General features: G+C 35.4%; 24 protein-coding genes. 17 read left to right on the top strand and 7 right to left on the bottom strand.

Going from position 1 to position 26,123, the window contains the following annotated elements; all coding sequences use genetic code 11:
• Positions 1-401 precede the first annotated feature (401 nt).
• From LG296_RS01835 to LG296_RS01850, 4 genes are all read left to right on the top strand, one after another.
• Positions 402-1,481, top strand: a complete 1,080-nt coding sequence (locus LG296_RS01835; RefSeq protein WP_107936912.1) for a metallophosphoesterase — start codon at positions 402-404, stop codon at positions 1,479-1,481.
• A gap of 129 nt (positions 1,482-1,610) precedes the next feature.
• Positions 1,611-2,441 (top strand): undecaprenyl-diphosphate phosphatase, encoded by an 831-nt coding sequence (locus LG296_RS01840; RefSeq protein ID WP_107936911.1) that lies wholly within the window; start codon positions 1,611-1,613, stop codon positions 2,439-2,441.
• A gap of 164 nt (positions 2,442-2,605) precedes the next feature.
• A complete protein-coding gene (locus LG296_RS01845) occupies positions 2,606-3,043 on the top strand; it encodes a cell wall hydrolase (RefSeq protein ID WP_107936910.1) in 438 nt (145 codons plus the stop codon).
• A 299-nt stretch (positions 3,044-3,342) separates the two neighbouring features.
• Positions 3,343-4,644, top strand: a complete 1,302-nt coding sequence (locus LG296_RS01850) for a globin-coupled sensor protein (protein WP_235867686.1) — start codon at positions 3,343-3,345, stop codon at positions 4,642-4,644.
• Positions 4,645-4,688: 44 nt separating this feature from the next.
• Here the strand turns inward: LG296_RS01850 and LG296_RS01855 are convergent, their stop codons facing one another.
• Positions 4,689-5,483 carry a TIGR00266 family protein gene (locus LG296_RS01855; RefSeq protein ID WP_107936906.1) on the bottom strand — a complete coding sequence of 265 codons (795 nt, stop codon included), beginning with the start codon at positions 5,481-5,483 and terminating at the stop codon, positions 4,689-4,691.
• 183 nt (positions 5,484-5,666) lie between these two features.
• On the opposite strand from LG296_RS01855, the gene LG296_RS01860 reads away from it, so the two are divergent.
• From LG296_RS01860 to LG296_RS01870, 3 genes are all read left to right on the top strand, one after another.
• Complete coding sequence (locus tag LG296_RS01860; RefSeq protein WP_107936904.1) at positions 5,667-7,148, top strand: aldehyde dehydrogenase family protein; 1,482 nt, start codon at positions 5,667-5,669, stop codon at positions 7,146-7,148.
• Positions 7,149-7,171: 23 nt separating this feature from the next.
• Complete coding sequence (locus LG296_RS01865; protein ID WP_107936902.1) at positions 7,172-8,341, top strand: saccharopine dehydrogenase family protein; 1,170 nt, start codon at positions 7,172-7,174, stop codon at positions 8,339-8,341.
• A gap of 154 nt (positions 8,342-8,495) precedes the next feature.
• Complete coding sequence (locus LG296_RS01870; RefSeq protein WP_251401957.1) at positions 8,496-9,422, top strand: beta-propeller domain-containing protein; 927 nt, start codon at positions 8,496-8,498, stop codon at positions 9,420-9,422.
• A gap of 222 nt (positions 9,423-9,644) precedes the next feature.
• Here LG296_RS01870 and LG296_RS01875 read toward each other — a convergent pair whose 3' ends face one another.
• Positions 9,645-9,998, bottom strand: a complete 354-nt coding sequence (locus tag LG296_RS01875) for a helix-turn-helix domain-containing protein (RefSeq protein WP_036178752.1) — start codon at positions 9,996-9,998, stop codon at positions 9,645-9,647.
• Positions 9,999-10,134: 136 nt separating this feature from the next.
• On the opposite strand from LG296_RS01875, the gene LG296_RS01880 reads away from it, so the two are divergent.
• A complete protein-coding gene (locus tag LG296_RS01880; RefSeq protein WP_036178749.1) occupies positions 10,135-11,130 on the top strand; it encodes a DGQHR domain-containing protein in 996 nt (331 codons plus the stop codon).
• Positions 11,131-11,305: 175 nt separating this feature from the next.
• Positions 11,306-11,656 (top strand): hypothetical protein, encoded by a 351-nt coding sequence (locus LG296_RS01885; protein ID WP_107936898.1) that lies wholly within the window; start codon positions 11,306-11,308, stop codon positions 11,654-11,656.
• A 164-nt stretch (positions 11,657-11,820) separates the two neighbouring features.
• On the opposite strand, the gene LG296_RS01890 is transcribed toward LG296_RS01885, so the two are convergent.
• Together LG296_RS01890 and LG296_RS01895 are read right to left on the bottom strand one after the other, a co-directional pair.
• Positions 11,821-12,306 carry a hypothetical protein gene (locus tag LG296_RS01890; RefSeq protein ID WP_084078063.1) on the bottom strand — a complete coding sequence of 162 codons (486 nt, stop codon included), beginning with the start codon at positions 12,304-12,306 and terminating at the stop codon, positions 11,821-11,823.
• Positions 12,307-12,355: 49 nt separating this feature from the next.
• Positions 12,356-13,777 (bottom strand): IS110 family transposase, encoded by a 1,422-nt coding sequence (locus LG296_RS01895; RefSeq protein WP_036180360.1) that lies wholly within the window; start codon positions 13,775-13,777, stop codon positions 12,356-12,358.
• 784 nt (positions 13,778-14,561) lie between these two features.
• Between LG296_RS01895 and LG296_RS01900 the strand changes: the two genes are divergently transcribed.
• The 6 genes from LG296_RS01900 to LG296_RS01925 all read left to right on the top strand — a co-directional run bounded on the left by LG296_RS01900 (position 14,562) and on the right by LG296_RS01925 (position 20,383).
• Positions 14,562-15,653, top strand: coding sequence for a tyrosine-type recombinase/integrase (locus LG296_RS01900; RefSeq protein WP_036180362.1), 1,092 nt, complete (start codon positions 14,562-14,564; stop codon positions 15,651-15,653).
• Positions 15,625-16,341, top strand: coding sequence for a hypothetical protein (locus LG296_RS01905; protein WP_404427334.1), 717 nt, complete (start codon positions 15,625-15,627; stop codon positions 16,339-16,341). The genes LG296_RS01900 and LG296_RS01905 overlap by 29 nt, the downstream gene beginning before the upstream one ends.
• Before the next feature lie 130 nt (positions 16,342-16,471).
• Positions 16,472-17,905, top strand: a complete 1,434-nt coding sequence (gene istA, locus LG296_RS01910) for an IS21 family transposase (protein ID WP_404427335.1) — start codon at positions 16,472-16,474, stop codon at positions 17,903-17,905.
• The gene (istB, locus tag LG296_RS01915) at positions 17,889-18,614 is read left to right on the top strand and encodes an IS21-like element helper ATPase IstB (RefSeq protein ID WP_036180369.1); all 726 of its coding nucleotides are present in this window, start codon (positions 17,889-17,891) and stop codon (positions 18,612-18,614) included. Before istA (LG296_RS01910) ends, istB (LG296_RS01915) begins: the two co-directional genes overlap by 17 nt.
• Positions 18,615-18,669: 55 nt before the next feature.
• On the top strand, positions 18,670-19,974 hold the full coding sequence (locus LG296_RS01920) for a tyrosine-type recombinase/integrase (RefSeq protein ID WP_235867713.1): 1,305 nt from the start codon (positions 18,670-18,672) through the stop codon (positions 19,972-19,974).
• Positions 19,975-19,996: 22 nt separating this feature from the next.
• The gene (locus tag LG296_RS01925) at positions 19,997-20,383 is read left to right on the top strand and encodes a DUF6262 family protein (protein WP_036179320.1); all 387 of its coding nucleotides are present in this window, start codon (positions 19,997-19,999) and stop codon (positions 20,381-20,383) included.
• 703 nt (positions 20,384-21,086) lie between these two features.
• Here the strand turns inward: LG296_RS01925 and istB (LG296_RS01930) are convergent.
• From istB (LG296_RS01930) to LG296_RS01940, 3 genes are all read right to left on the bottom strand, one after another.
• Positions 21,087-21,806 carry an IS21-like element helper ATPase IstB gene (gene istB, locus LG296_RS01930; protein ID WP_036179323.1) on the bottom strand — a complete coding sequence of 240 codons (720 nt, stop codon included), beginning with the start codon at positions 21,804-21,806 and terminating at the stop codon, positions 21,087-21,089.
• A complete protein-coding gene (istA, locus tag LG296_RS01935) occupies positions 21,803-23,308 on the bottom strand; it encodes an IS21 family transposase (protein ID WP_036179326.1) in 1,506 nt (501 codons plus the stop codon). Before istA (LG296_RS01935) ends, istB (LG296_RS01930) begins: the two co-directional genes overlap by 4 nt.
• Before the next feature lie 346 nt (positions 23,309-23,654).
• Complete coding sequence (locus tag LG296_RS01940; protein ID WP_036179328.1) at positions 23,655-24,023, bottom strand: helix-turn-helix domain-containing protein; 369 nt, start codon at positions 24,021-24,023, stop codon at positions 23,655-23,657.
• A 125-nt stretch (positions 24,024-24,148) separates the two neighbouring features.
• Between LG296_RS01940 and LG296_RS01945 the strand changes: the two genes are divergently transcribed.
• Both LG296_RS01945 and fghA read left to right on the top strand, forming a co-directional pair.
• Positions 24,149-25,264: an S-(hydroxymethyl)glutathione dehydrogenase/class III alcohol dehydrogenase gene (locus tag LG296_RS01945; protein WP_036179331.1), complete on the top strand. Its 1,116-nt coding sequence runs from the start codon at positions 24,149-24,151 to the stop codon at positions 25,262-25,264.
• A 4-nt stretch (positions 25,265-25,268) separates the two neighbouring features.
• The gene (gene fghA, locus LG296_RS01950) at positions 25,269-26,108 is read left to right on the top strand and encodes an S-formylglutathione hydrolase (RefSeq protein WP_036179334.1); all 840 of its coding nucleotides are present in this window, start codon (positions 25,269-25,271) and stop codon (positions 26,106-26,108) included.
• Positions 26,109-26,123: the final 15 nt, after the last annotated feature.

The following is a 26,123-nucleotide window of genomic DNA, read 5'->3' on the forward strand; positions in this document are numbered from 1 at the left end:
ACGAATCCACTAATGAAAGGGAGCAAACCGGCCAGTATTAAGACGATAGGAGACGAATCCACTAATGAAAGGGAGCAAACCGGCCAGAATTAAGACGATAGGAGACGAATCCACTAACGAAAGGGAGCAAACCGGCCAGAATTGCGACGAAAGGAAACGAATCCACTAATGAAAGGTAGCAAACGCGCCGGTATTAAGACGAAAGGAAACGAATCCACTAACGAAAGGTAGCAATCCCACCCGAACTGCACCGAAGTGAAAAGCATCCACAAACAAAAGGTAGCAATCACGCCTACAGTTCCCCCCTCTACCCCCTCACCATCCCGAGAACTCCAAATATGATACATCTTATCCCGACATGGTATACTTTTAAATATTAAAATTTTGGGAGGATTATACAGATGGGAAGGATATTGGGCATAACGTTTGCGCTCATTTTATATAGTACGATTACGGCTTATTTAGGGATGAATTTGAAAAAGTGGCTTGAGGCTATTCATGTATTTCGTTGGCCGATTATTTATTGGATTATTTTCTTTGTAATTGCTTTTGGTTTTCTGATTGGGCGAGTGCATCCTTTTCTTAGCCCTATGTCGATTGTCGGTAATTATTGGATGTTCTTTTTTGAGTACGGGCTCATATTATGTATCATTGCGAACCTCTTTATTACGTTTACACCGTACAAAAATGTTGCGGTTGTCGGGTCTGTTGTTGTAGGTCTTTTAGTTGTTCTATTTGCCTGGGGTACATATAATGCGTATTCGCCGGTGGTTCGGAATTTAGAGATTTCCGTAGATAAGTCTGGTGAACCAATGAGACTTGTAGTGGCTTCTGATTTTCATCTAGGGGTTCTTTCTCATAAGAATCACCTACAGAAATTTGTTAAGCTATCAAACGAAGCGAATCCTGATGCTGTTTTATTAGTAGGGGATATTGTGGATGATGACCCTGTTTGGTTTGTAGATGAGGGCATGAACGAAGTGATGAAGCAGTTAAATGCAACATATGGTGTTTATGGAGTACTTGGAAACCATGAATACTATGGAGGAAAAATTCCGGAATTTATAGAAGAAATGAAGGAATCGAATGTTCAAATTTTAATGGATGAAACTATTTTAGTTGGAAATCGTTTTTATTTAACAGGCCAGGAAGATGTTACAAATCATGAGAGAAAAGCAATTCAAGAATTAAAGCCAGAAAATGTTGAGATGCCTTGGATTGTCATGAACCATACGCCAAATGACTTACATGAGCCTCAGGATGCTGGAGTGGATCTGCATATGTCAGGTCATACGCATCTAGGGCAGCTTTGGCCGAATAATTTTATCACTGATCGAATCTTTGAGTTGGATTATGGTCATATGAAAAAAGGGGACATGCATGCACTTGTTTCCTCTGGATTTGGTTTTTGGGGACCGCCGATGCGTATCGGCAGTCGTTCGGAGCTATGGATAGTGGATATTAAATTTAAAGGGAATTAGTCCCGAATACAGCTCGAGACGTATAGACAATAAAAAATGCTTCATGTATTGTAAATTAGGACTTTATTTAGAAGTGATTTAATTGTTATTGGTAATAAGTAAAAAAATGTGAGGAGACAAAAAGAACTTATGGAATTTTTCGATTTGATTAAGGCGATAATCCTTGGTTTTGTTGAGGGGATGACGGAATTTGCTCCGGTTTCATCAACAGGGCATATGATTATCGTCGATGATTTATGGCTGAACACAAAGGACTTTTTAGGCAGCGGATCAGCGAATACATTTAAAATTGTGATTCAGCTGGGGTCAATTTTAGCTGTTGTGGTTGTTATGTGGAAGCGAATGCTTAGCTTAGTAGGTTTGTATAAAATTGAGGGACAAACAGCCTCTCGTAAATTTAATTTAGGACATGTATTTGTAGGGATTATTCCTGCAGGAGTTTTCGGCGTATTATTTGAAGATTTTATCGATGAAAATCTTTTCTCTACCAATACAGTAATTATTGGTTTAATCATCGGGGCGATTTGGATGATTATTGCCGATCGAGTAAGTGGGCAAAGAAAAACAACGATTACATCCTTAGACGACCTTTCATATGGTAAGGCGTTTAAAGTAGGGTTAATTCAATGCTTATCTTTATGGCCTGGCTTCTCTCGTTCGGGTGCCACAATTTCTGGTGGGGTAATCTTAGGGCTTGACCATAAAACGGCTGCTGACTTTACCTTTATCATGGCGGTTCCAATCATGGCAGGGGCTAGTGGCTTGTCATTAATCAAAAATTGGAGTGACTTAGAGCCTAATCATTTAGGGTTTTATATCATAGGTTTTGTCAGTGCATTTGTATTTGCTTTGATTTCCATTAAGTTCTTCTTAAAACTGATTTCAAAAGTAAAGCTAGTACCATTTGCAATTTATCGAATTGTTTTAGCTATTGTTCTAATCGTAGTTTTATATCTTTAAAAGACCAACGTCTCAAAAGTTTAATCTTTTGAGGCGTTTTTATTTTGTTAGGAAATGCTATATATCACTCAGATTTCAATCGATTTTTCGATAAAGGGGAGACATCTCTCAAATTATGACATCATCTTACACTTTTCTTCATACTATAGATTTGGGGTGAGAAAATGGCGAGAGTAAAATACCGTGATGCTGATATTGACTTAATCGCAAGAATGATGAGAGCGGAAGCAGAAGGTGAAGGCAATCAAGGAATGCTTTACGTTGGGAATGTAATTGTGAATCGACTTGTGTCGAATTGCTTGGACTTTAGGGATTTACGATCGATTGAGGACGTTATTTATCATGTACAGGGAGGCAACTATTCCTTTGAAGCAGTTCAGAAGGGGAATCTATTTTATAATCCTGCGCGAGCAAACGAACAAAGGTTAGCAAAACAGGTGTTGGATTATTGGAGAGAACATCCGGGCAAATACGCTCTTTGGTATTTTAATCCGTATGCACCGTGCCCTCCAACTTGGTATGATCAGCCGTTTGCAGGACAATTTAAAAATCACTGCTATTATGAACCGGCAGCTGGAACGTGTGAAGGGGTTTATATCTAAGTGTTAAATAAAGCTTGAATATGATTTGAGTATTTAACATGTTAAAGGGAACTTCCTAGTGAAAAGGAGTTCCTTTTTTAATTTTTGAAAGGCTTATCGATGAGTTGGGAGTGTGAGAAAAGTCACAACAAATTTTTGTCTTTCAACAGCTGAAATATTAAGTTTTTGATAAGTGTCATAAAAATATTGAATGTTTTTAAAAGAGACCTTATATTAAAAATATTAGAATAGTTCCTTTTTATTACATTTGATACATCGTTTCTATTGAGTGAATTTTAATATCAAATAATGATTGAGGGGTGAACCATTTGTTCGCTTTAAAGAAAAAAGAGGTCAAAAATTCAATATACAAAGAAAATTACCCAAATGTAGGAATTTTTATTGGAGACGCAGATCTTTTACTTCAGCTAAAAATTATTGGACTTACGGAAGAAGATTTACATATTATTCGATTTATAAAGCCCTATGTCGAATTAGAAATTAAAGAAATTGTAGAAATCTTTTATGATGTAATTGGAACGGGGGGAGAATTCGAGAGTTTGATAGCAACCTATGATACATCTGGTAGACTTCACCAAACATTAAAACACCATATGATTGAAATGTTTGATGGTCGTATCGATGATCATTTCATTGAGGTAAGAAGAAAGGTTGCAAATATGCATGTGTTAATAGGGTTAAAAACAAAATGGTATTTAGCATCCTTTTATAATTTAGAGGCTAAAATTCAAGAAATTATCTTCGCTTTAAATTTAGATTACATAGAGGCACGAAAAGCGATTCAAGCAGTAAGAAAGATTTTTAGCTTTGAGCAGCAAATTGTTTTGGATGAGTATGATCGAGTAGCTTCAAATGCATTGATGGACCAGCAACAAAATGTTAAAGCACAGGTGAAGGAAGTAATTGGGAGCATTTCTGTTACACTTGAAGATCAATCGATATTAACAAATACGACAGTTTCAGACTTAGTTGCCAATACAAAAAAGGTAATAGAAGTATTGCAAAATAGTATTCAGGATGCACAAGGGACGAAGGAAGCGTCAGGGGAAGGCTATAAACAGCTACAGCATTTAAGTAAGCAAACGAAGGAAATTAATAAAAATACAATAGTAATGACTAAATTGGTTGAGGACTTAAATCATTCTTCCTCAGAAATTCAGGCAGTTGTTGAGATTGTAAAAAATATAGCAGGTCAAACGAATCTATTAGCTTTAAACTCTGCTATTGAAGCGGCACGCGCAGGTGAGCATGGGAAGGGCTTTGCTGTTGTTGCAGATGAAGTACGAAAGCTAGCTGACCAAACGAAGCAATCCGTTGAGAAAATTGCTACATTAATTGGAATGTCGAGTGTTGCTACCACTCAAGTTATTGAGTCCATTCATCAAATTCAAAATCTAGTAGAGGATGGGATTTTGCAAAACGATAAATCCCTGCAATCCTTTGAAAAAATCTCTGCCTCTGTTGATGCAACGATTTTAGATTTTGAAAATGTCGGAAAGCAGGTCGGAGAATTATCAAACATTGTTGAGCATATAGGTGATTCAGTCCATCAGCTTGAGCTTGCCTCCACAACCTTAAAGGACACGATTAGCCAATTTTAAAATGGAGAGTCTCTTTTAAAGAGACTCTCAACCTTATATTAATATTATTTATTGAAGAGATTAAACAAGCCACCAATACCGCCTTCACCAGCATTTTGGCCGCCTCCACCTTGGCTAACAGGAGCAGCAGCAAATACTTTACTCGCTAATCGGCTAAATGGTAGAGATTGCACCCAAACAGTTCCCGGACCCTTTAAAGAAGCAAGGAAGATTCCTTCCCCACCAAACAGGGCAGTTTTAACGCCGCTAACAGGTTCAATATTATATTGGACATCAGAAGTCATAGCCACCAGACAGCCTGTATCTACAAGGATTTTTTGCCCTGGCTGTAGACCAATTCTTTTGATAGCACCACCAGCATGAATAAAGGCCATACCATCACCTTCAAGCTTTTGCATAATGAAGCCTTCACCACCGAAGAAACCAACCCCAAGCTTACGTTGGAATTCAATGCCGACTGACACACCCTTTGCCGCAGCTAAAAACGCATCCTTTTGACATATGATTTTCCCATTATAAACACTTAAGTCCATTGGGATGATTTTTCCTGGATATGGAGATGCAAAATAAACATGTTTTTTACCCTGACCAACATTGGTGAAGGTAGTCATAAATAAACTTTCGCCAGTAAGCATACGTTTCCCGGCACCCATTAATCTACCCATAATACCGCCGTTGCCTTTAGAACCGTCACCGAAAATAGTTTCCATTTTAATGGCTTCATCCATCATCATTAAGCTTCCTGCTTCCGCCACTGCCGTTTCGTTTGGATCTAACTCAACTTCTACAAATTGCATATCGTCCCCATACAGTTTGAAATCTATTTCATGATTGTTCATTATTCATAACCTCCTAAAGTCATTAATAAATATATACCATTAAAGGTTACGTTTTCCCTCTTTAAAAGTTTCATCTAATAAATTTAACTTTGTATTAATAAACTATAAAGAGGGTTTTGAAAGGATAGAGAACATAGAGCGATTCTATATGATAACTCGAACGTAAAAATGAGGAGGATGTATATGGAACTTCAAAATTTTATCGGCGGTAAATGGATGTCTAATGAAGAACTTCAAACTATTCCTGTTGTGAATCCAGCAAATGGTGAACAGCTTGCAATTGTTCCACTATCAACAAAGTCTCAAGTTGCAGAAGCTGTTGCAGCTGCAAGAAAAGCTCAAAAGTCTTGGGCACTAACACCAGCACCTAAACGCGCTGACTTTTTATATGAGATTGGACATAGATTAAAAGAAAAGAAGGAATACCTTGCTCAAATTCTAACAAAAGAAATGGGAAAGGTAATTGAGGAAGCAAGAGGTGAGGTTCAAGAAGGCATAGATATGGCATTTTATATGGCTGGTGAGGGTAGACGCCTATTTGGTGAAACAACCCCTTCAGAGCTTGCTGACAAATTTGCTATGAGCGTTCGAGCGCCGATTGGAGTAGTGGGGCTCATTACGCCTTGGAATTTCCCGATTGCTATTGCTACATGGAAGTCCTTCCCTGCCCTGGTTGCAGGAAATACATTTGTTTGGAAGCCGGCAACAGAAACACCGATGATGGCCTACGAAATGGCTAAAATTTTTCAAGAAGTAGGCTTACCATCTGGTGTAGCAAATGTTGTTTTTGGTGCAGGCTCTACTGTAGGTACAGAGATAATCGAACATCCTGATGTAAAAGTAATCTCCTTTACTGGATCTACTGAAACGGGAAGTAAAATAGCTGAATTAGGCGGTAGGCATTTAAAAAAGGTGTCTCTTGAAATGGGCGGTAAAAATGCAGTCATTGTAATGGAGGATGCTGATTTACAATTAGCTGCAGAGGGCATTATTTGGAGTGCTTTTGGTACAGCAGGACAACGTTGCACTGCCTGTAGCCGTGTGATTGTGCATAAAGATGTGAAAAATGAGCTAGAACAAATGCTTGTTGAGCATATTAGCAGGCTAACAATTGGAGATGGCCTTGATGAGAATAATAAAATTGGTCCTGTTATTAACGGTGCTGCATTAGAGAAAATCAATCATTATGTTCAAATTGGAAAGCAAGAAGGTGCTAAATTATTGGTTGGCGGTAAAGCGCTAACAGCACCACCATTTGACAGAGGCTACTATTATGAGCCAACAGTCTTTACAGATGTCCAAAATGATATGGTCATCGCACAGGAAGAAATATTTGGTCCAGTACTAAGTATTATTGAGGTTACTAGTTTAGAAGAAGCCATCGAAGTAAATAACAGTGTGAAATTTGGTTTGTCGAGTTCTATCTTCTCACAGGATGTTAATAAAATATTTAAAGCCCAAAGAGATCTAGATACGGGCATTGTATATGTTAACGCAGGAACGACAGGAGCGGAAATTCATTTGCCTTTTGGGGGGACAAAAGGTACTGGAAATGGACACCGTGATTCAGGTCAAGCAGCTTTGGACGTTTATACAGAATGGAAAAGCATTTACATTGACTACAGTGGAAAGCTTCAAAGAGCGCAAATTGATACGGAAAACTAAACGACGAAAAGGGGATGTGTGTTATGAAAGTTGTAGTTTTAGGCGCCGGCTTGATGGGGAAAGAGGTTGCACGAGATTTAAATTCTAGTGAAAAGGTAGAGAAAATATATTTAGCAGATATAGATACGGCTGTTGCTCAAAAATTTGTAGACTCCCTTCAAACAGAAAAAATTGAAGTAGTTGCACTTAACGCAAGAAATGAAGACGACCTAAGATCGGTCATGTCTAAAGGAGACGTTTGCGTTAATGCACTCTTTTATGAATTTAATAAAGCGGTAGCTAAAACAGCTATTGAAGTAGGTGTTCACTCCGTTGATTTAGGTGGACATATTGGGGAAGTAACGGAGTATTTGCTAACGCTCACTGAAGAAGCAAAAGCAAAGAATGTCACTTTAATACCGGATTTAGGGGTAGCGCCAGGTATGATTAACATTTTAGCTGGCTATGGCGTTTCAAAATTAGATACGGTGGAATCCATAAAGCTATTTGTTGGGGGAATTCCAACTAAACCGGAGCCACCGTTAAACTACACATTGGTATTCTCCCTAGAAGGAGTTTTTGATCATTATACAGAGCCTGCGAAGGTAATCCAAGGTGGGAAATTAACAGAGGTGCCGTCTCTATCTGGCGTTGAGCCAATCTATTTTGATAACTATGGTGTATTGGAAGCCTTTTATACTTCTGGTGGAACTTCAACACTTATTAATACATTCCCGCATATCAAAACGTTAGAGTATAAAACAATTCGTTATAAAGGGCATGCTGATCAGTTCAAGCTTCTAAATGAATTAGGGTTTCTAAGTAAGGAAAATATCGTAGAAGTCGATGGCCAGCAAGTATTGGTTCGGGATGTTGTACGAGAAGCCTTAAAGAAAAAGCTGGATTTAGGAGATAAGGAAGATGCCGTATTATTACGGGTGATTGTTTCAGGTGAAAAATCGGGCGAGCAAGTTACCTATGAATACGAATTGAACATTAAAAGGGATCAAAAGACAACGATGACTGCAATGGCAAGGGCTACGGCGTGTACCATCGCGGCGGTGGCTGTTATGGTTGGAAGTGGCGTAATCCAAGAACGAGGCGTTTTCCCGCCTGAATTGGTTGTACCAGGGAAGGATTATATTGAAGAAATGGCTAAGCGCGGTGTGATGATAAAAGAAACCTCTCACCGTTCTACGATAGTGAAGTGGTGAAAATTTATAATGATTACCCAAAAGTCGGTTAACCTCGCTTTTGGGTTTTTTATTTGTAGAAGAATTTATTTTAGAATTTTTTAACAAATGGTGAAACGAAATCAAATTATAAAGGTCTAATCAATCAAACAGAAGAATCAAAGGAGGCAATTACTTGAAACGAAGGATATTTGCAGGTGGAATATTAGTAGTGGCAATTGCGATGATTACTAGTCTTGTTTTATTCTTTTTTGGGCACAAGCTTGAAGTGATGAGTGCATCAACGGTTATGTTAAATCAGCCTTATCATGTTCATTTTTCTAAAGCTATTGATGAGAGTAGCATTAAGGATCGAGAGATTTTTGTAACAAATTCTGATGGTAATCCCGTGGATGCAACACTTACATTAGATGCTGCTAAACAATCTTTAACAGTTGAAAATTTAATGCCAGGTCAATATATTCTCCATGTTGAAGAACCAGCATTTGAAAAGAAATCTTTTAATACGAAAAAACAAGTAATCGAGTTTAAGGTTATCGAGGAAATAGAGAAGATTTCATCAGTTCAAGACTTACAAGACTACTTCCAAACAATTTTAAATAGAGAATCAAAAAATCGAAGCTTAGCGGTCGAGGAAAGTAGAGAGTTAGAGACTTTTTCCGAGGCGTCCGATAAGGCAAGTGCAGATGGGGAAGCTGGTCCTTCCCATTCTTCAACTAATAACCAGGTTGAAGATATTGAAGAAGGAGATATTGTAGCAACAGATGGTCGATATATTTATACAATCCTAGATAATCAGATTGTTATAACAGATGCAACAAATCCTAAATTAAAGGTCGCTAGTAAAATCACATTAGATGCAAATAGCTATCCAACTCAGCTAATGATTCATAACGACATGCTGATTGTCATTATAGATCAATATATCGAAACGAAAAAGGATGACTATGTTAGTGGAATGACGATCACAAAGGCAGCCTTTTATAATGTGAAGAATGCAGAAAATCCTAAGCTAATTAGAGAAATTGGCCAAGATGGATATATGAATGGGGTTCGTAAATATGGCAATACCCTTTACAGAGGTCTTATATTCCCAAAATAGTTGGGTGAAATTCAACCGAGTGAGTAAAACTCATTGTTATATTAATTTCCACCAAAGGGCATTTGTGTGAAATAAAAAAGATATGTTTGATTTTTATCATCGTTTACATAATTATTCGTATATATGTATTTGTATTCAATGTTACGTTTGAAGATTTGGATGGCAAAATATGAGGTTTATCGTATTTGTCCGAAACAAACAGCTTGTGATTTTAGCTGTTTGTTAATTTCCTTTATAGGTATTAAAAACATCTGTAGCAATATTTAAAATTAAACGAATTTCTGTCTCATTTTTATTTTGAATTAGATTAAGTAGCAACGTAATCAACTCTTTTTTCTCGAAGTGTCCTTCATTGATGTCTAAACTTTCAAAACTAAAAATATTCGCAGGTACTTCATTTAGGCCTACTATTATTTTTTCAAGCGTTTGTAAGGTAATGTTTCTGTCTCCTCGTTCTACACCGGCTAAATATGATGTTTGAAGGCCACTTTTCTCTGCAAGTTCATCTTGCGTCATTTTTTTTGATTTTCTTATTTCCTTAATCCTCATACCAACTAACTTCACTAAACTATCCATAAAATCACCTCATCTTAAGACTAAGTGAGGGTTTAAAAGGGTTAAAGATACATATAATATAACTTTTATTGATTTTTGTACTTATAAGTACTATAATTTCGTAGTATCAAATTTTTAATAAGGAGATCTATTTATTATGAGTAATAGTTTACCTTCAAATATAGCAATAGAAAATGTAATCCAATCCAAAATGAGGGGTCGTGTTTCTTATCAAGGCTTTGTATCCTCTCAGGTAGCGGTTAATTTTTCATATTCAAAACTTTATAATGATTCTTCTGGAAAAGGATATCAACGTCCTATAGATAATAAACGTTGTAAAGACTTTGCAAATTACCTTTCACAAGGAGAAGATGCTCTTTATACGCCTATCTTGCTAAATGCTGCTGGGAATTGGGAATTTCATGCCTATGATAATCATCGTCCTAATTATGGAAGATTAATTTGTAAGAAGAAAGCGACGCTTATGGATGGTCAACATAGACTAGGGGGAATAAAGGAATATATAAAAGAAACAGATACAACATTAAACGTCCCATTTTTAGCTTTTCACTATTTAGATGAAGACGAAGAAATTAAATTGTTTGACGTTATTAATACAAAAGCGAAGGGGATAGGTACTTCATTAAGTCGTTATTTAAATAGAGATAGTGATGAAATTAGTTGGGTTGCAACTAATTTAATTCTTAAGCCAGAGAGTCCATTCTTTAGTAAGGGTACTTTAATTGGAAAAAGAACTAAAGAGAAAAATATTACTCTTCTAAACTTATATAACATTATAAAATATTTAACTAAAAATTCAGAGTTAGAGAACCTATCTAAAGAAAAGAAACTTAATTTAGCGCTATTTTATTTCAATTTAATTAAACAACTATTTCCTGAAGAATGGGAAGACAACAAATTATATAGATTAACCCATATTACTTGTTTATACGCATTGGCTATCGCTGGGAACAAGATAATTAATGAAAATTATTTACCTAAATCTAATCAACCAGATTCAGCTAAAATAGCAAGTTTGTTAGCCAATTTGAAAGATATTGATTGGTCTGGAAGTGGGGATCTAAGATATTTAAAAGGTTTGCCTGGCGCTTATATGTTATCGGGGGATATATTAAATTGTGTTAAAGGTTAGGTATTTAACAGCGTATAAAATGTAAGTAGGACCAGGACTTGTTCGTTCTGGTCTTTTATTTTAAAGAGAATAGTAGAGAAATATAGCGATAATGTGTAGAGGTGAAACTTACTCTAATTTTTAAGCGCAGAATGTTTAAATTTATAGTTATTATAATAAAGAGAGGAAAAGTTAGGTGAAAACTAAATTAATTAGTTTAAAGAATAAAACTACAAAAATATTTATTGCGGATGAAATCTTTTGGGACAATGTAGAGTATATGATTTTCCATAGTGAGTATTTAGAAATTAGAAAAAAACGAGGTCTTTCATCAAATTATCTTCATGAATGGTTTTTTAATAACTTAGAAGAACAAGTTATTTTGGAAGAAGAAAAGCAATCTATCTACAATGAATTAAGCTGTTCGTATAGATTTCCAAAAGATAATGATATTTTTCTCGATTACTTGTATAAAGAAGCAAAAAAGCGAAGACTCATTATGAAAAGACTAAACGGAGATAATGAGATTGTGAAGAAGTCAAATTAAACAAACGGTAAGTTTAGATGAATAGTGTTGTTTAACTCTGTTCAATGTAGTGTAGTGCTTTAATTTAAAAATTTTTAATTGGATACAGAGTAAAATCCCTGCTTTCAATATAAAAGTAGGGATTTTTGGCGTTTTAATAGACTTAGGATATGTGAAAACCTTCGTTAGTTAAATATCACAGTATCATTAAATGGAATTCCAAGATATTTATATTTTATATGAACCTTATTTACTTCCTCGTTGTGAATTACACTAATTCCATAGATTTCATCATTTTTTGTTGCAGCTCCATTATCTAATTTTTCAAAGTTAGAAGATGGTGAAGTTCCTGTTTTCAAGGCTACCTTATCTATATCTGTAAAACCATATTTTTTCGCTTCCACACTGGTATCATCATTCGTTAAGGTAAAACCTTGCAACGCATTACTCACTTGTATCTTTGTTTCCATAGGCTTTTCACTGTTATTCACAGATATATCTAATATATTTATTTCACTAAAGCCTTTATTACCAACACTAACAATAACTAATTTATCATCTTCACTTGATGCAAGTGTACCAATTTCCAATGGTGGATTAAATTTTATAAAGAAATAAACACCACCGATGGTTATTGCTAATACTAAAAATGATATCCAAAGTTTCTTCATTTAGTATTCCATCCTCATTTTGAATTTTTTATTAAACAAATCCGCTTCGTTAGCTTAATAATAAAGGTTCTTTTTCTTCTTTAGATTTAGTTAAGTCAGCCAAGTTAATGCCGCAAGCAGCTGCATGGACAACTGGATCGTATTTACCGTTATTTTTCAGAAGCGAATAAATTAAATTAGCCAATTTACCACACAAATGACCAATTGCTTTTTTCTTACTCATTCCTTCTTCAACCTTACGGTCATAATAGGCTTTAAACACGGTAGGATGAGGTTTACCATTAGCCAATATTATTAAGGCAATCTGATAAAGTACTCGACGAGCATCCCGAACCCCGCTGTTGGTTTGTTTAGTCCCTTTTACTGATGTACCAGATTGTGTATTTTCAGCCGAAACCCCTAAGTATTTCTTAAATTCTTTATATGTATTGAATCTTTCAATATCACCAATAACGCCTATTAATGTACAAGCTATATTTTCACTAACGAAGGGGAGGGATAGTAGAATTTCAGTATATGGGTGGGGTTGAATTCCTTTATCGGGTACTCCCCATAGAAGATCATGAATTTCCTGATCTATCAGTTTTAAACTTTCTTCAAGCCGTAAGGCTTCTTCAATAACCCACTTTTGGCGTCCTACAAGATGCTCAACAGGCACAGCGACAGTATTAGGCATCACTTCCGCTAAAATTTTAGCAGCCTTTTTGGCAACATTTTTAGCACCAGCTTTTGAAATAGCATTGTATAATTCATCTTCGCTAGTTTCTTTCATATGTAGTCCGGTAGGGTATTGTAGAACCAATTTCATTACTGAGATTGAACTTAATTTTTTAAAAGCTTTGTTTAAATCAGGGTGTGTGACTTTTAGTAATTGTTGTACTTGATTTTTTCTGCGAGTAAGTTGAACATTGAGATACCAACGATCTCTCATAACTGTTCTAAATAAGGATTGTAGTACTGTTTGTGGTCGTATAAAAGTTACACCTTGCATATTGGGGTGAAGTTGCTTATGCCATCCCATATATGACATTACCTTTGCATCCATTGAATCTGATTTCTCGCTTATTCCTAAACTTTTACGGAATTCCCCAACTGCTTTATTTTCTATTTGAAACAAATCATAACCTTCAATTAGTAACACTTGTTGGGCTAAATAAGAATAATGTCCACCCGTTGGTTCTAAGAGGATTAAGAAGTCGTCTTTATTTAAATTGAACTGTTCCTCTATTTGTTTAAGGGCGCTTAAAAATTCTGCGATTCCCACACTATCAGAGTTGAACTTCAGTGTCTTAGTGCGCTTCCAAGCTACTCCTTTAGGGTCTAAAAAAGCTTCATATCTTATACAAGAAGCAACATGGAAACTCGCTCCTATATCAATTCCAACATAGAACTGGTAAAACTTCCGTGATTCTTGTTCATTATTAACTTCAGTTTCATTTCCATAGCTAAATGGACTACTGGTGCTTTTCATTAATTTCCCTCCAATAAACTAACAGTATGACATATCTGACTATCCAAGTTTCTGTTAGAGCTTTAAGCCCAATGTAGCATGTCAGGATTATTTCGCCAGATATTAAATCTCATATTGAACTAAAGAGTCTTTATTCAAAGCTCCAAACAACGGTAGAGTTTCAACTGTTAAAATAATATTAGATTTATTTTGATTTCTATATAGTCTATTAAAAAATACGACATGTATTTTAATTTCCCTCCTAAAAAATAAAAAATCCTGTCGAAATTAACAGGATTTAAGCAGCTATATATAATTAGTATGTGCAGTGCCGTAAATAACATGGAGTGCCTCACGTCAATATTAGAGGTCTAGGAAACTAGCCCCAATCCAGTAAAGGTCGGAATCACCATAAAGGTCACTGCACACCTATATTTTACATGATTTTTTTGAATAAAAAAACAATGTCCCCAAACAATCGGCAGAGTTTCTCTTAAAGAGATCTCACGTTGAACACAAGGGTACATTGATGATTAAATTATATCTTAATTAACCTAATTAAAAAAGCTACCTACTAGCATGTAGTCTATTAAAATTACCGTTATAAATGTTAAAGCATTACAGAAACAATCGGGCCATTATATGTAGTATACCAGTACGTAGTATTTATCGTTAATAACGTTAAATACTACGCTTTTTTTGTTTCTTTATTTACAACATATATTGAGTAGAAAAATATAGTAAACATAGTTTTCATAGATAGAATAAAAAAATTATAGCACTATTGTATCTGGAGGTGATGTTGATGAAAGTGCAAGAGGTTTTAATTGATGACAGAAAGAGATATTTGCTAATTGATGGGGATAACAAACCTGTTGTTCCTGTTTTAAAGTTTCTTAAATATCTAGATAACATTGGAAAAGCGGAAAATACATTAAAGTCATATTGTCATTATTTAAAGTTTTACTTTCAATTTTTAAACGAAAAAGAAAAAGAGTACAAGGAAGTAGATCTTGACCTCCTGGCGGAGTATATTTCTTGGCTTAGAAGCCCTTATCAATCTACTAAAGTAGTTCAATTTCAACAAACAAAAGCAAGAAGATCCGAGCGAACAGTTAATACGATGATGACCTGTGTTCAGAGTTTCTACGATTACCTGATGAGAATTGAAGACTATGAAAAAGACCTATCCGAAAAAACAAAGAAACAAGTGATTGGTAATCATCGATCATTCAAACCCTTTCTACATCATATTTCAAGGGGTAAGCCACATGATAAAAACATATTAAAAATCAAAGAACCACGAAGAGAAGTTTTAACGCTCACAAAAGATCAGATTCAATCTATTCATGATTCGTGTAGCAATATTCGAGACGCCTTATTGGTTCGGATTTTGTATGAAGGTGGCCTTAGAATTGGTGAGGCGTTATCTTTATGGATTGAGGACTTTGATATCGGCTCTACCTCCATTCAAGTAAGAGAATCTAAAACTGTAAGTGGTAAAGGAAGAAGAATATATGTATCTGGCGATACAATGAATGTTTTTCAAGATTACCTGATTGATTATCATGATGCAGATACCAACTATGTATTTATAAATTTAACTGGCCCTAATAAGGGCGAACCATTAAATTATCAAGCAGCTTACGATGTAATAAAACGCATCAGGAAAAAAACTCAGATTGATATTACTCCCCATATGTTAAGGCATACTTATGCCACTGAGCTTCACGAACAAGGGGTTGAAATATCAATAATACAAAAGTTATTGGGTCATTCGAACGTTCAAACGACAATAAATACGTATGTTCACCCTACAGATGACACTATACGAAAAGAGTGGAAGAAAGCACATGACAAGATGAAAGGTGACAATAAAGAAAATGATTTTAAATAAAACTTCTGAACAACAGGCGTTAGCTCTAAGTTATGAGAAAGTTATGCAAGAGTTAAGTGGATATTGGAAAAATGATCAATGGGATCCATTAGATTGCCCACTCTACAAAAAAGGAGCAAAAATAAAAAAACAATCAATAAAATTCAAGGACACATTAAATCCAAGAATTAAAAATGAGTTAAAATATTATTTCTTCAAACGGTTAACTAATTCAGAAATAAATATGGTGACAGTCTGGAGTAATTCTAGTGCAATCAATAGATTACAAGATTTTATCTTGCGATTTTATTCTGATATTGGCTCTATTCTAGACATCCCTTACGAGAAATTTTCAATTCACTATAAAACCTATCTCCTTGAACATGGAAAAAGCAACTTCACAGTAAAGGGCTACCTCCAGTTATACAATCGAATTTATTCATTTTTTCTAGACTGGTATGATCAGCGACAGGAAACAGAGAAAGATATTTGGGATGTTCGGAAACTAGATATTGATTACAATAATAGTAGTTATAGTTATGTTATAAATTTCACTTCCATACCAATGCCCTTTCGAAATTTGGCAAAAAGATATATCCAAAAGCGAGTTCTTATACAAGAGAGTTTAAGTTGGGGTTCAGCCATACAAACTATGGCAAAGCTACAAGAATTCTTTAAGTATATTTATAAGCTGTTTATTGCAAAATAAAAGTGCAGACTATTGCAACGTATTTGTACAGAGTCTAGCACTTTTTTAGTGCCACAAAAAAAGACTTGCCAGCCACCCCAAGTCACTCTACTGTAAAGGTGTCGAATCTCATCAGTGGAGGAATGAAAGGATGCTAGCAATGTCTGAAGTTAATTGTATCAAAACTTTAAGAAACGAAAAAGGACTATCTATTAGCCAAATTGCGGATACATTAGATATAAATTGGAGAACAGCAAAGAAATATGGGGATGGGGATCAACTTCCTCAAGAGAAAACATTTCTAAAAAAAAGAATGATGTATGAAGAACGTTGGGGAGAAATAGTTCTAGATTGGTTAGAAGAGGATTCGAAGGTGAAGAAAAAACTAAGGCGAACAAATAAGCAAATGCATGAGGAACTAGTAGCATTAGGGTTTCCAGGGTCTTATCGAACAGTCTGCGACTTTATTGTAAATTGTAAAGCTGCAAGGGATGACGAACAATCGAAAGGATACGAACGATTAGCTCATCCAGAAGGTGAAGCTCAAGTGGATTTTGGTGTAATGGAGGCTGTACATGAAGGTGAAATCGTTGATGTACATGCATTAATTATGTCATTCCCAGCAAGTAATACCGGTTTTGTAGTACCTCTTCCCTCTGAAAATCAAGAGTGCTTTCTAAGTGGTCTAAAGCTACTATTTAAACAAGCTGGAGGTATTCCGTTAAGCATTCGAATTGATAACTTAACACCTGCGGTTAAAAAGGTACGTGGATCTGAAGGCGAGGCACAATTAACAGATGAATTCATGGCATTTAAAAATCATTATGGATTTAAAGTACAGGTATGTAATCCACGAAGTGGCCATGAAAAAGGAAATGTCGAAAGAAAAGTCGGCTATGTAAGGTATAACTTTTTTAGTGTACCACCTGTTATCAAGGATTTTGATGACCTGACGGAACAACTCTATCAAAAGTTTTTAATAGATAGAAAGAGAATGCACTACCGAAAAGAAGCGATAATCGAAGACCTTTGGGCATGCGAACAAAAGCAATTGCTTAAATTACCAGATAATGATTATTCAGTATTTAAACAAACGACAATCAAATTTAATAAATACAATGAGTTCAAATTAGATCAACATCTTATTCATGTACCGAAAGCAAAGAACTATAGTCAGCTGTATTGCATCACATTTTGGAATGAATTTAAGGTTATTACCAACGAAGGTGAAGTACTATTAAGCGATGCAAGACCCTATATGAGAAAACGTAGATTAATTCCCTGGAAAGATATCTTAAAAGATTGGGTATATAAACCACGAGTGGTCGGACATTCACGCTATCGTGAGTATTTACCTGCAAGAGTACGTGAATACTTACTAACACCCTCTCTGTCTCTAAGAAAACAACGTATCAATGAAATTATTACGTTATTAGTACAGTATGATATGAAAGGAATCAATGAACAGTTCTACGAACTGATTTCAAAGAATGATGAAGTTGTATCAAATCCTTACGATGTCGAGTGGTCACAGTATGATGCATTACAACCCATTGGAGGTGAGAATCATGAAGGAAACCATTGATCAATTATGTAAGCAACTACGTCTAGCTCATATAGCAGAAGGATTTGAAGATGTTCCATTTACAACGCCAAATGAATTCGTCCACCAATTATTATTAAAGGAACGTGATGGACGAGAGCAAGCCAGAGCAGCAAGAAATATTAAAAAAGCACGCTTTCTAGATTATAAAGTTTTAGAGAATTATGAATGGCATAAGGATATCAGTTTACCGCACCATCTGAGTAAAGAAGAATTGATGAATTTAGATTTTATTAAACGAAAAGAAAATGTAATTTTGGTTGGATCTCCTGGTACAGGGAAAACACATTTAGCCTCAGCTTTAGGAAGACGGGCATGTGAAAGAGGATTTGAAGTACGTTTTTATCGTGTGTCTCATCTAGTAGAGGAACTAGAATCTGCACTGGCCAATGGCCGATTAACAAGCTTTCGAAAAAAACTAGAGAAAGTTGATTTAATCATTTTAGATGAAATGGGTTATCTCCCATTTGGAAAAGATGGTGCAGAGCTACTTTTTCAAATAATCTCAGAGTGTTATGAACAAAAAAGTTTGATTATCACATCAAATCTTGAATTTAGCCAGTGGAATCGTGTTTTCTCCGATTCGCGACTGACAGCTGCGTTAGTAGATCGCTTGATTCATCATGCACATATTATCTCATACACAGGATCAAGTTTTCGATTAGCGAACGCACTTTCAAAAAAATTGTAAATATATTGGGTGGCAACACTCTGCATTTCTCGTTGCAAATCTCTGCACTTTTCTCTTGCAAAATACATATAAGCAATATCCAAATTGGAAAGAATTGATTGAACTAAGCAGAAGCGATATAGAGGGTTATATATATTTCTTGCGAACTTCCCCTATGGGTGGAGATAGTGTTCATAAAGGTCAAACTCCATCTGATAATCACATTCATCGCTCAATATCTGTATTAGAAACATTTATTGTATATATCCAAAGATATGAATGGGATGAAGCTCCTAAAAAGCCCGCAGGCTTTCTAATTGTACCTGATGATAAACCACGATTACCCCCAAAGGCATCCGGCCCAATCAAGTACATATCTGATTTTGTTTGGGATCAATTAATGTTTCATATAGATAAACTTCCACAAGATATTATTCCACTTGTAATCTTATTAGAAGCAACGGGTTTTAGAATTTCAGATATCTGTACTTTGAAAATAGATTGCTTGATTCAAAAAGAAGATGGTTGGTGGATTATCGGTGATCAGCGTAAAGTAAAAGAGAAAAATCATCGTGTTCCAATTTCGGAGGAAATAGCCAGTGTAGTACTTTCTCAACAAAAATTAACGAGAGAAAAATCTACTACAGAAACAAATCCTTTAAATTATTTATTTCCTACTTATCATGGCACAAGAAAAGGTCAACCGATTTCTAGGGACAATGTAGTAAATAATTTAAACAAACTAGCTTTTGAGAATAATATAGTTGACGACAAAGGTAACGTTTATCGATGTAAAGCTCATGCATTTAGACATCGTTATGGAGTTAACCTTATTAACAACGGTATGAATATTTTGCATGTACAAAAGCTAATGGCTCATGCGAGCCCGGAAATGACACTAGTGTACGCCAAGATTCATGATAAAACGCTTCGGAAAGAATGGGAGAAAGCAACAAGTAACGGTGCTGTAAGATTGAATCCAGGAGGCACAATTACCGCTACTAGTATGGAAGAACAAGCAGATCAAAATGGATTAGAGTTAGAATGGTTACGCCATAATTTGGATTCCGTTCGGTTAGATCACGGTTTTTGTATTAAAAGTCCCAAAAATAATTGCGACTTTTTGGAACAAACTTTAGAACCACCTTGTATAAAAAACAACTGTCGCAGTTTCCATGTCGATCATACGTTCCTGGATTTTTATAACGATCAAATTCTTAAAATTGAATCGGATATTGAGATATATCAAAAGTCAGGTAGAAACAGGTCAATTGAAATTATTCAGCCAAAGTTGAAAAAGTATAAAGAAATTAGAGATGGAATTATAAATAATGGTGGGGTTTATGGACTTCCTAAAACAAAAAGAGAAGCGAGAAACTGAACATAGAAAAGGATGAAATATAATGGCAAATCAAAATCCAAAAACAGAACCACTGCTTCGAAGTATTGAAGAAAAGAAGCAAAAAACAAAGCAAAAGGTTGAAAGCACCATTAGAGAGATGATTAAGCAGAAAGAGAAGATAAATTTTAATTCTGTATCAGTAAAATCAGGAGTTTCAAAGCCTTTTTTATATAAATACAGCGAGATTAGATCTAGAATTGAAACATTAAGAAAACAGGAAGAAAAATTGGATACACCAAATCAAGTTAAACGAAATATGACAGATTCCTCTAAAGATGTGGTGATTGAATCACTTCGAAAGAAAGTGAAGCATCTCGAAGAGGAAAATAAGAAATTGAAAGAACAATTAAAGGTCGATTGGGCAGCAATTTATAATGAAATAAATTAAAGTTATCCATATCTTTAATTACATGTAAACATTGAATGAGGTTCGATAGAACCTCATTTTTTTCCACGATACTATATATAAGCTCCCGATTCTGGAACAAGGTCTTTTACAGTGAATTTTTTAACCTTAACTCTTTCTAAAGCTTAAAAGTTTTGCTACTGGAGTCAATCCAGCTGTTAATCCTGCATTCAAGTTGCGGTTTGGTTTTTTATTTTGTTGTACTACCCTTTACATCTATAATGTATTCAATCGGTGAATTTCTTTATAGAATAGGAGTTTAGTTAAAATTTAGGTGCGTTTTTAAAGACTTAACTATCGGTCAGGTTAGAACAAGCCATTGTCAATAAAGAGATAAGTAAATGAGAAACGAGTTATTGTATTAGCTATAATATTTATTATTGGAATTACTATCAGGGCAATATAGATTGAGCTTTTTCTTTAGGAAAATTGCTATATTAAGAATAACTATCAGAAAATTTGAACTCACGGGAAAAATTCCTTACACGAAAAAGGGGGAAAAGAAAGGTTTGAGTAATAATATATAAAAGCCACGAAGCACGTTGATATGAATGCGTTTCGTGGCTTTTTGAATGTTTCCAACCCATCATTTGAGAATCGTTTCCCCTTTTTTGTGTATAGTGTATTTGGCAAGCAAAAAATGCATTAAACGGCAATCAAAAATGTAACCACTTGCCAACGAAATTTAATTCTGAATAATTGACTCCTTATAACGATAACTATCGCCTTTAAATACAATCAAATGCGAATGATGGATGAGTCGATCAATTACTGCCTCCGTTAATATTGGATCCCCAAAAACGTGATTCCATTGACCGAATTGAAGGTTTGTCGTGATTATGATGCTTTTCGTTTCATAACACATCGAAATAACCTGAAACAATAATTCAGCCCCTTGTTTGTGAAGAGGAATGTAACCTAACTCATCCAAAATCAAAAGATCCAATTTCTCTATTTGCTTAAAAAGCTTATTGAGATTACCTTTTTCATTTGCTTCTAATAATCGATTAACTAATGATGCCGCTGTATAGAATTTAACAGCTTTGCCATACCTTTGTATGGCATTCAATCCAATTAGCGTAGCTAAATAGGTTTTACCTGCACCTACACCCCCATAGAAAATTAGATTTTCTTGCTGCTCCATGAATACTCCATTTAATAGGTCTTCACTACTTAGTCCTGCTGTTAGGACAATGTCCTTCCAATCAAAAGGTTTCCCATTGACTTTAGGTAAGCTTGCTTGTGTAAGTAAAAGATTTGTTTTTCGTTCTTCTCGTTGCTCAATTTCTTTTTCAAAAAGCTTCAGTAAATACTCTTCATTTGATGTGGCTTCTATCTCTTGATAATGCTCTCTAATCCAACTTAATTTCAATCGTTTAGCGAATTCTTGAATCTGCGTACTCAATTTATTTCAGCTCCTTTTAGAAGCTGATTATAATGCTGTAGACCTCTAGTAGCCTCCGGCATAATAGGCAATGACTTTTGGAGATGTACTTCTTCGCGTATCCCTCGACCATTAATTAGTTGGTAGAATACTTGTTTAATTGATTCAACCGAAGGATGACCATGCTCTAATGCAATCTTCAGCGCTTCAGTAATTTTACTAAAATCATAATCTTTCATCACTGTACCTAATAACTTCAGGGCCTCTGATTTTTCAGAAGAAGTACATGAATTAAAATACGTTTGCCACTCTTGTGGTAACTGCTCATAGAAACTAGTATATTTAAGTGCCATTGGACGTTTGGCCATTAGATTTAAGTATGGCTGCCAATTAATCGATTTTCTATATTGACCATAGAGTCGCGCATGGCTAACGACTAGTTGATAATCATCTGTAAGAATATCAATCGAATTATATGAAATACGAATTAGAACCTTATTTAAAGCATATCTTGGTGAAGTAGAATATAGATTTTTTTCCACTTTAATATAGCCGTACTTATCGGCTTTTACTGTTTCGTATCTGATGCATTGGTATTCCTTACTTGGTAAAACCAAAAAGGCTTTCCGATCCTCTTCAAACAGCTGGGAGATGAAAGATTCCTTTTCATAATGGTTTCTCTCACGATCCTTCTCAGCTTTTTCCCACAATGTCTTATTAAGTTCGTCTAAGTTCAGTACGTGTAGACCAGGCAATAAATAATTGTTTCTCACATACTTCACCATTGCTTCCACATGACCTTTTTCATTCCCACTATTAGGATTACAAAACTCACTTTCGAACCCATAGTGTAGAACGAAGTTCTGAAATTCCTCTGTTAACTGCCGTTCGCCATTTGGCAATATCTTCTTTACGGCAGCTGAAAGATTATCGAATCTAATTGTTTTTGGAACACCACCCATATGGTGAAAAATCCGCTTTAATCCTTCTAAAAAACACTCTTTGTTTTGAGCAGGGAATACCTGAAAATAAAATGAATTACTATATGGATAAGAAAGAACCAGATAGGGTAGAGTTATCTGTTCCCCTTGATATTTAAACGGAGCTTCTCCAAAATCCACTTGGGCTGACCCAGGTTTGCTCTCTAGCGATAATGCTGCTTGACTCGCTTCATTTAACAATTCTTTTTTTCGTTGGGATATGTAGTTTCTTACTGTTCGATCAGAACCCTTAAAATCAAATTCCTCTTTTAATTGCTCCCAAATTCTCTTTGCAGTTCTACGGAATTTTTTCTTTTGTTTAAAATCTTCTAGTAACCATTCATCTACTATATGTTTAATAGGATCCATCACTGGAGATGGTCTGTCTTGTTTGATTTTTTCTACAGGACTAAAATCATCCTGTTCTGCATACTTCTTAACTGTTCTAGGATCTCTTCCAAGTCTCTTTCCAATCTCCGAATAGTTACTGTCTTTTTTGTTTACCTCATGTCTGATATAATTAATTTCGGCCACTGCCAACATCTCCTTAATACCTCCTGCGCTTGTTTGTCCCAACAGGAAGTGTATGTGTATTTTGGAATGTTGACAAGTGGTTTTTTAATTTGTGCAGGGCCTACGGCCCTTCTGCACAAATTAAATGCCATAGCTTACATTTTTATGATGCCATAAACAGTATAGCGTATACATAAGAAATTAGCGTATTATTATTCGATTCCTTCCGTTATCCTAACAATTTTATCGATTTTCAAGGAGATGGATTGATAGCAGTCTTTGTATAGACTTTTGCATATTTGCTTAAAATATAATAGTAAAGTGCTGAATAAACTGAATGCGGAGTTTTTACTAGTCATAACTAATCAAAATCGACTTAAATTTTATTCAATTGATTTTTATTCACGTCTTTTTCTAAATATTCTCTAAAATTATCTCCCCAATCACAAATGGAAGTTACCACGGGTTCGAGAAGTAAACCAATTTCACCTAGTTCATATTCCACTTTAGGAGGGACAACCGGGTAAACATATCTAGTAATTATTTTATCCTCTTCTAATTCCCTTAATTGTCTAATTAACATACGTTGATTGACATCTGGAAGGTATTTTTGTATTTCGCTTAACCTTAATGGGGATTGTTGGAGCAGACACCATATGATCGCTATTTTCCATCGTCCACCTATCACTGATAAAGCCAAATCTTTGCTAGTAAAAAAAGTTTTTTCTTTATATTGGGTTTCCATATATTATGATCCCTTCTCTGTTGTTATTTTGTTTATAGTGACAAAAACGTCAGTATTGTTCAGTGAATTATAATATGTAATTATGGTTAAAGTAAATTAGAAAACAAAAGAAAGAAGGTATTCAATTGAAAAGTAAAGCTGCTGTTGCATTTAAACCAGGAGAACCACTTCAAATCGTTGAAATCGATGTAGAAGAACCAAAAGCAAAAGAGGTATTAGTAAAAATACTGTATACATCAGTCTGTCATACAGATGCTTTCACATTATCAGGTGATGATCCAGAAGGCGTATTTCCTGCTGTACTAGGTCATGAAGGTGCGGGTGTTGTCGTTGCTGTAGGCGATGAAGTGACTTCAGTAAAACCAGGTGATCATGTTATTCCGCTATACACGGCTGAATGTGGAGAATGTAAATTCTGTCGTTCCGGTAAAACAAACTTATGTAGTGCCGTAAGAGAAACTCAAGGTAAAGGTTTAATGCCTGATGGAACAACACGTTTCTCCTACAATGGAGAGCCTATTTATCATTACATGGGAACAAGTACATTTAGTGAATATACTGTTGTTCCTGAAATCTCTTTAGCAAAAATTAACCAAGAAGCCCCACTTGATAAAGTTGCCCTATTTGGTTGTGGTGTTACTACAGGCATTGGTGCTGTACACAACACAGCAAAAGTTGAAGAAGGAGCTGTGGCAGCCGTATTTGGTTTAGGTGCTATTGGATTAGCTGTAATTCAAGGGTTGGTTCAAGCAAAAGCAAGCCGAATTATTGCTGTGGACTTAAATGAGGATAAGTTTGAATTAGCTAAACAAATGGGAGCAACTGACTTTGTAAATCCTGCTAAGTTTGATAAACCAGTCCAAGAAGTCATCGTTGAAATGACGGATGGAGGAGTCGATTATAGCTTCGAGTGTATTGGAAATGTTGAAGTAATGAGATCTGCTCTTGAATGCTGTCATAAAGGCTGGGGCGAAAGTACGATTATCGGTGTAGCTGGCGCAGGAAAAGAGATTCACACTCGTCCATTCCAATTAGTAACAGGTCGAGTATGGCGTGGATCTGCCTTTGGTGGAGTGAAAGGAAGAACTCAACTACCTGGAATGGTTGAAGAGTTTATGGATGGTAAAATTGATTTAGATCCTTATATCACACACCACTTAGGCTTTAAGGACATAAATGAAGCGTTTGATTTACTTCATAAGGGCGAGTCGATTCGTACGATTTTAACATATGGAGAGTGAGAAAGTGAGTCTTAAACTTATTGAAAAACATCGCTCTTTCGGCGGAGAACATTGTAAGTACAGCCATTACTCGGAAGTCTTACAATGTGATATGATATTTAGTATCTATTTGCCATCAAATAAAGAAATGAAAAAAATCCCTCTTATTTGGTGGTTATCTGGCTTAACTTGTACAGACGATAATTTTAGTCAAAAAAGTGGATTTCAAAGATATGCTGAAAAATATCAAGTGGCAGTCGTTATTCCAGATACTTCACCGCGTGGAGAAAATGTTGCTGATGATAAAGCATGGGATCTTGGACAAGGTGCGGGTTTTTATTTAAATGCTACACAAGAACCATGGGCAAAGCATTATAAAATGTATACGTATTTAGTAGATGAATTAACAGCCATTGCGACAACTTTAGTACCAAATTTTTCAGGAGAAGAAAGCATAATGGGCCACTCAATGGGTGGCCACGGTGCTTTAGTGATAGGCATGAAAAATCCGACGAGATTCAAAGCAATTTCTGCCTTTTCTCCTATTTTAAGCCCTAGTCAAGTTCCATGGGGGATAAAAGCTTTCTCCTCTTATTTAGGTGAAGACAAAAATTCCTGGAAAGAATGGGATGCTTCAGAACTGGTCAAAGAAACTAGCGTTCCACCTATTCTCATTATGCAAGGAACTCAAGACGAGTTTTATCCAGAACAATTGAAAGAAACTATTTTCTTAAATAATGCTAAAGAAAATAATCAAGAAGTGAATTATCAAAAAGTTGAAGGTTATGATCATAGCTACTTTACGATTGCATCATTTATTGAAGATCATATTAAATTTCATAAAAACTATTTAAATAAGTACTAACAAGAAAGGTAGATG

Origin of the sequence: Ureibacillus chungkukjangi (assembly GCF_044795995.1) — a bacterium.
GTDB lineage: Bacteria > Bacillota > Bacilli > Bacillales_A > Planococcaceae > Ureibacillus > Ureibacillus chungkukjangi.

Coding starts and splice junctions, on each gene's coding strand:
- LG296_RS01835 (WP_107936912.1), top strand. CDS start 402: ATGGGAAGGATATTGGGCATAACGTTTGCGCTCATTTTATATAGTACG.
- LG296_RS01840 (WP_107936911.1), top strand. CDS start 1,611: ATGGAATTTTTCGATTTGATTAAGGCGATAATCCTTGGTTTTGTTGAG.
- LG296_RS01845 (WP_107936910.1), top strand. CDS start 2,606: ATGGCGAGAGTAAAATACCGTGATGCTGATATTGACTTAATCGCAAGA.
- LG296_RS01855 (WP_107936906.1), bottom strand. CDS start 5,483: ATGAACAATCATGAAATAGATTTCAAACTGTATGGGGACGATATGCAA.
- LG296_RS01860 (WP_107936904.1), top strand. CDS start 5,667: ATGGAACTTCAAAATTTTATCGGCGGTAAATGGATGTCTAATGAAGAA.
- LG296_RS01865 (WP_107936902.1), top strand. CDS start 7,172: ATGAAAGTTGTAGTTTTAGGCGCCGGCTTGATGGGGAAAGAGGTTGCA.
- LG296_RS01875 (WP_036178752.1), bottom strand. CDS start 9,998: ATGGATAGTTTAGTGAAGTTAGTTGGTATGAGGATTAAGGAAATAAGA.
- LG296_RS01880 (WP_036178749.1), top strand. CDS start 10,135: ATGAGTAATAGTTTACCTTCAAATATAGCAATAGAAAATGTAATCCAA.
- LG296_RS01890 (WP_084078063.1), bottom strand. CDS start 12,306: ATGAAGAAACTTTGGATATCATTTTTAGTATTAGCAATAACCATCGGT.
- LG296_RS01895 (WP_036180360.1), bottom strand. CDS start 13,777: ATGAAAAGCACCAGTAGTCCATTTAGCTATGGAAATGAAACTGAAGTT.
- LG296_RS01900 (WP_036180362.1), top strand. CDS start 14,562: ATGAAAGTGCAAGAGGTTTTAATTGATGACAGAAAGAGATATTTGCTA.
- istA (WP_404427335.1), top strand. CDS start 16,472: ATGCTAGCAATGTCTGAAGTTAATTGTATCAAAACTTTAAGAAACGAA.
- istB (WP_036180369.1), top strand. CDS start 17,889: ATGAAGGAAACCATTGATCAATTATGTAAGCAACTACGTCTAGCTCAT.
- LG296_RS01925 (WP_036179320.1), top strand. CDS start 19,997: ATGGCAAATCAAAATCCAAAAACAGAACCACTGCTTCGAAGTATTGAA.
- istA (WP_036179326.1), bottom strand. CDS start 23,308: ATGTTGGCAGTGGCCGAAATTAATTATATCAGACATGAGGTAAACAAA.
- LG296_RS01940 (WP_036179328.1), bottom strand. CDS start 24,023: ATGGAAACCCAATATAAAGAAAAAACTTTTTTTACTAGCAAAGATTTG.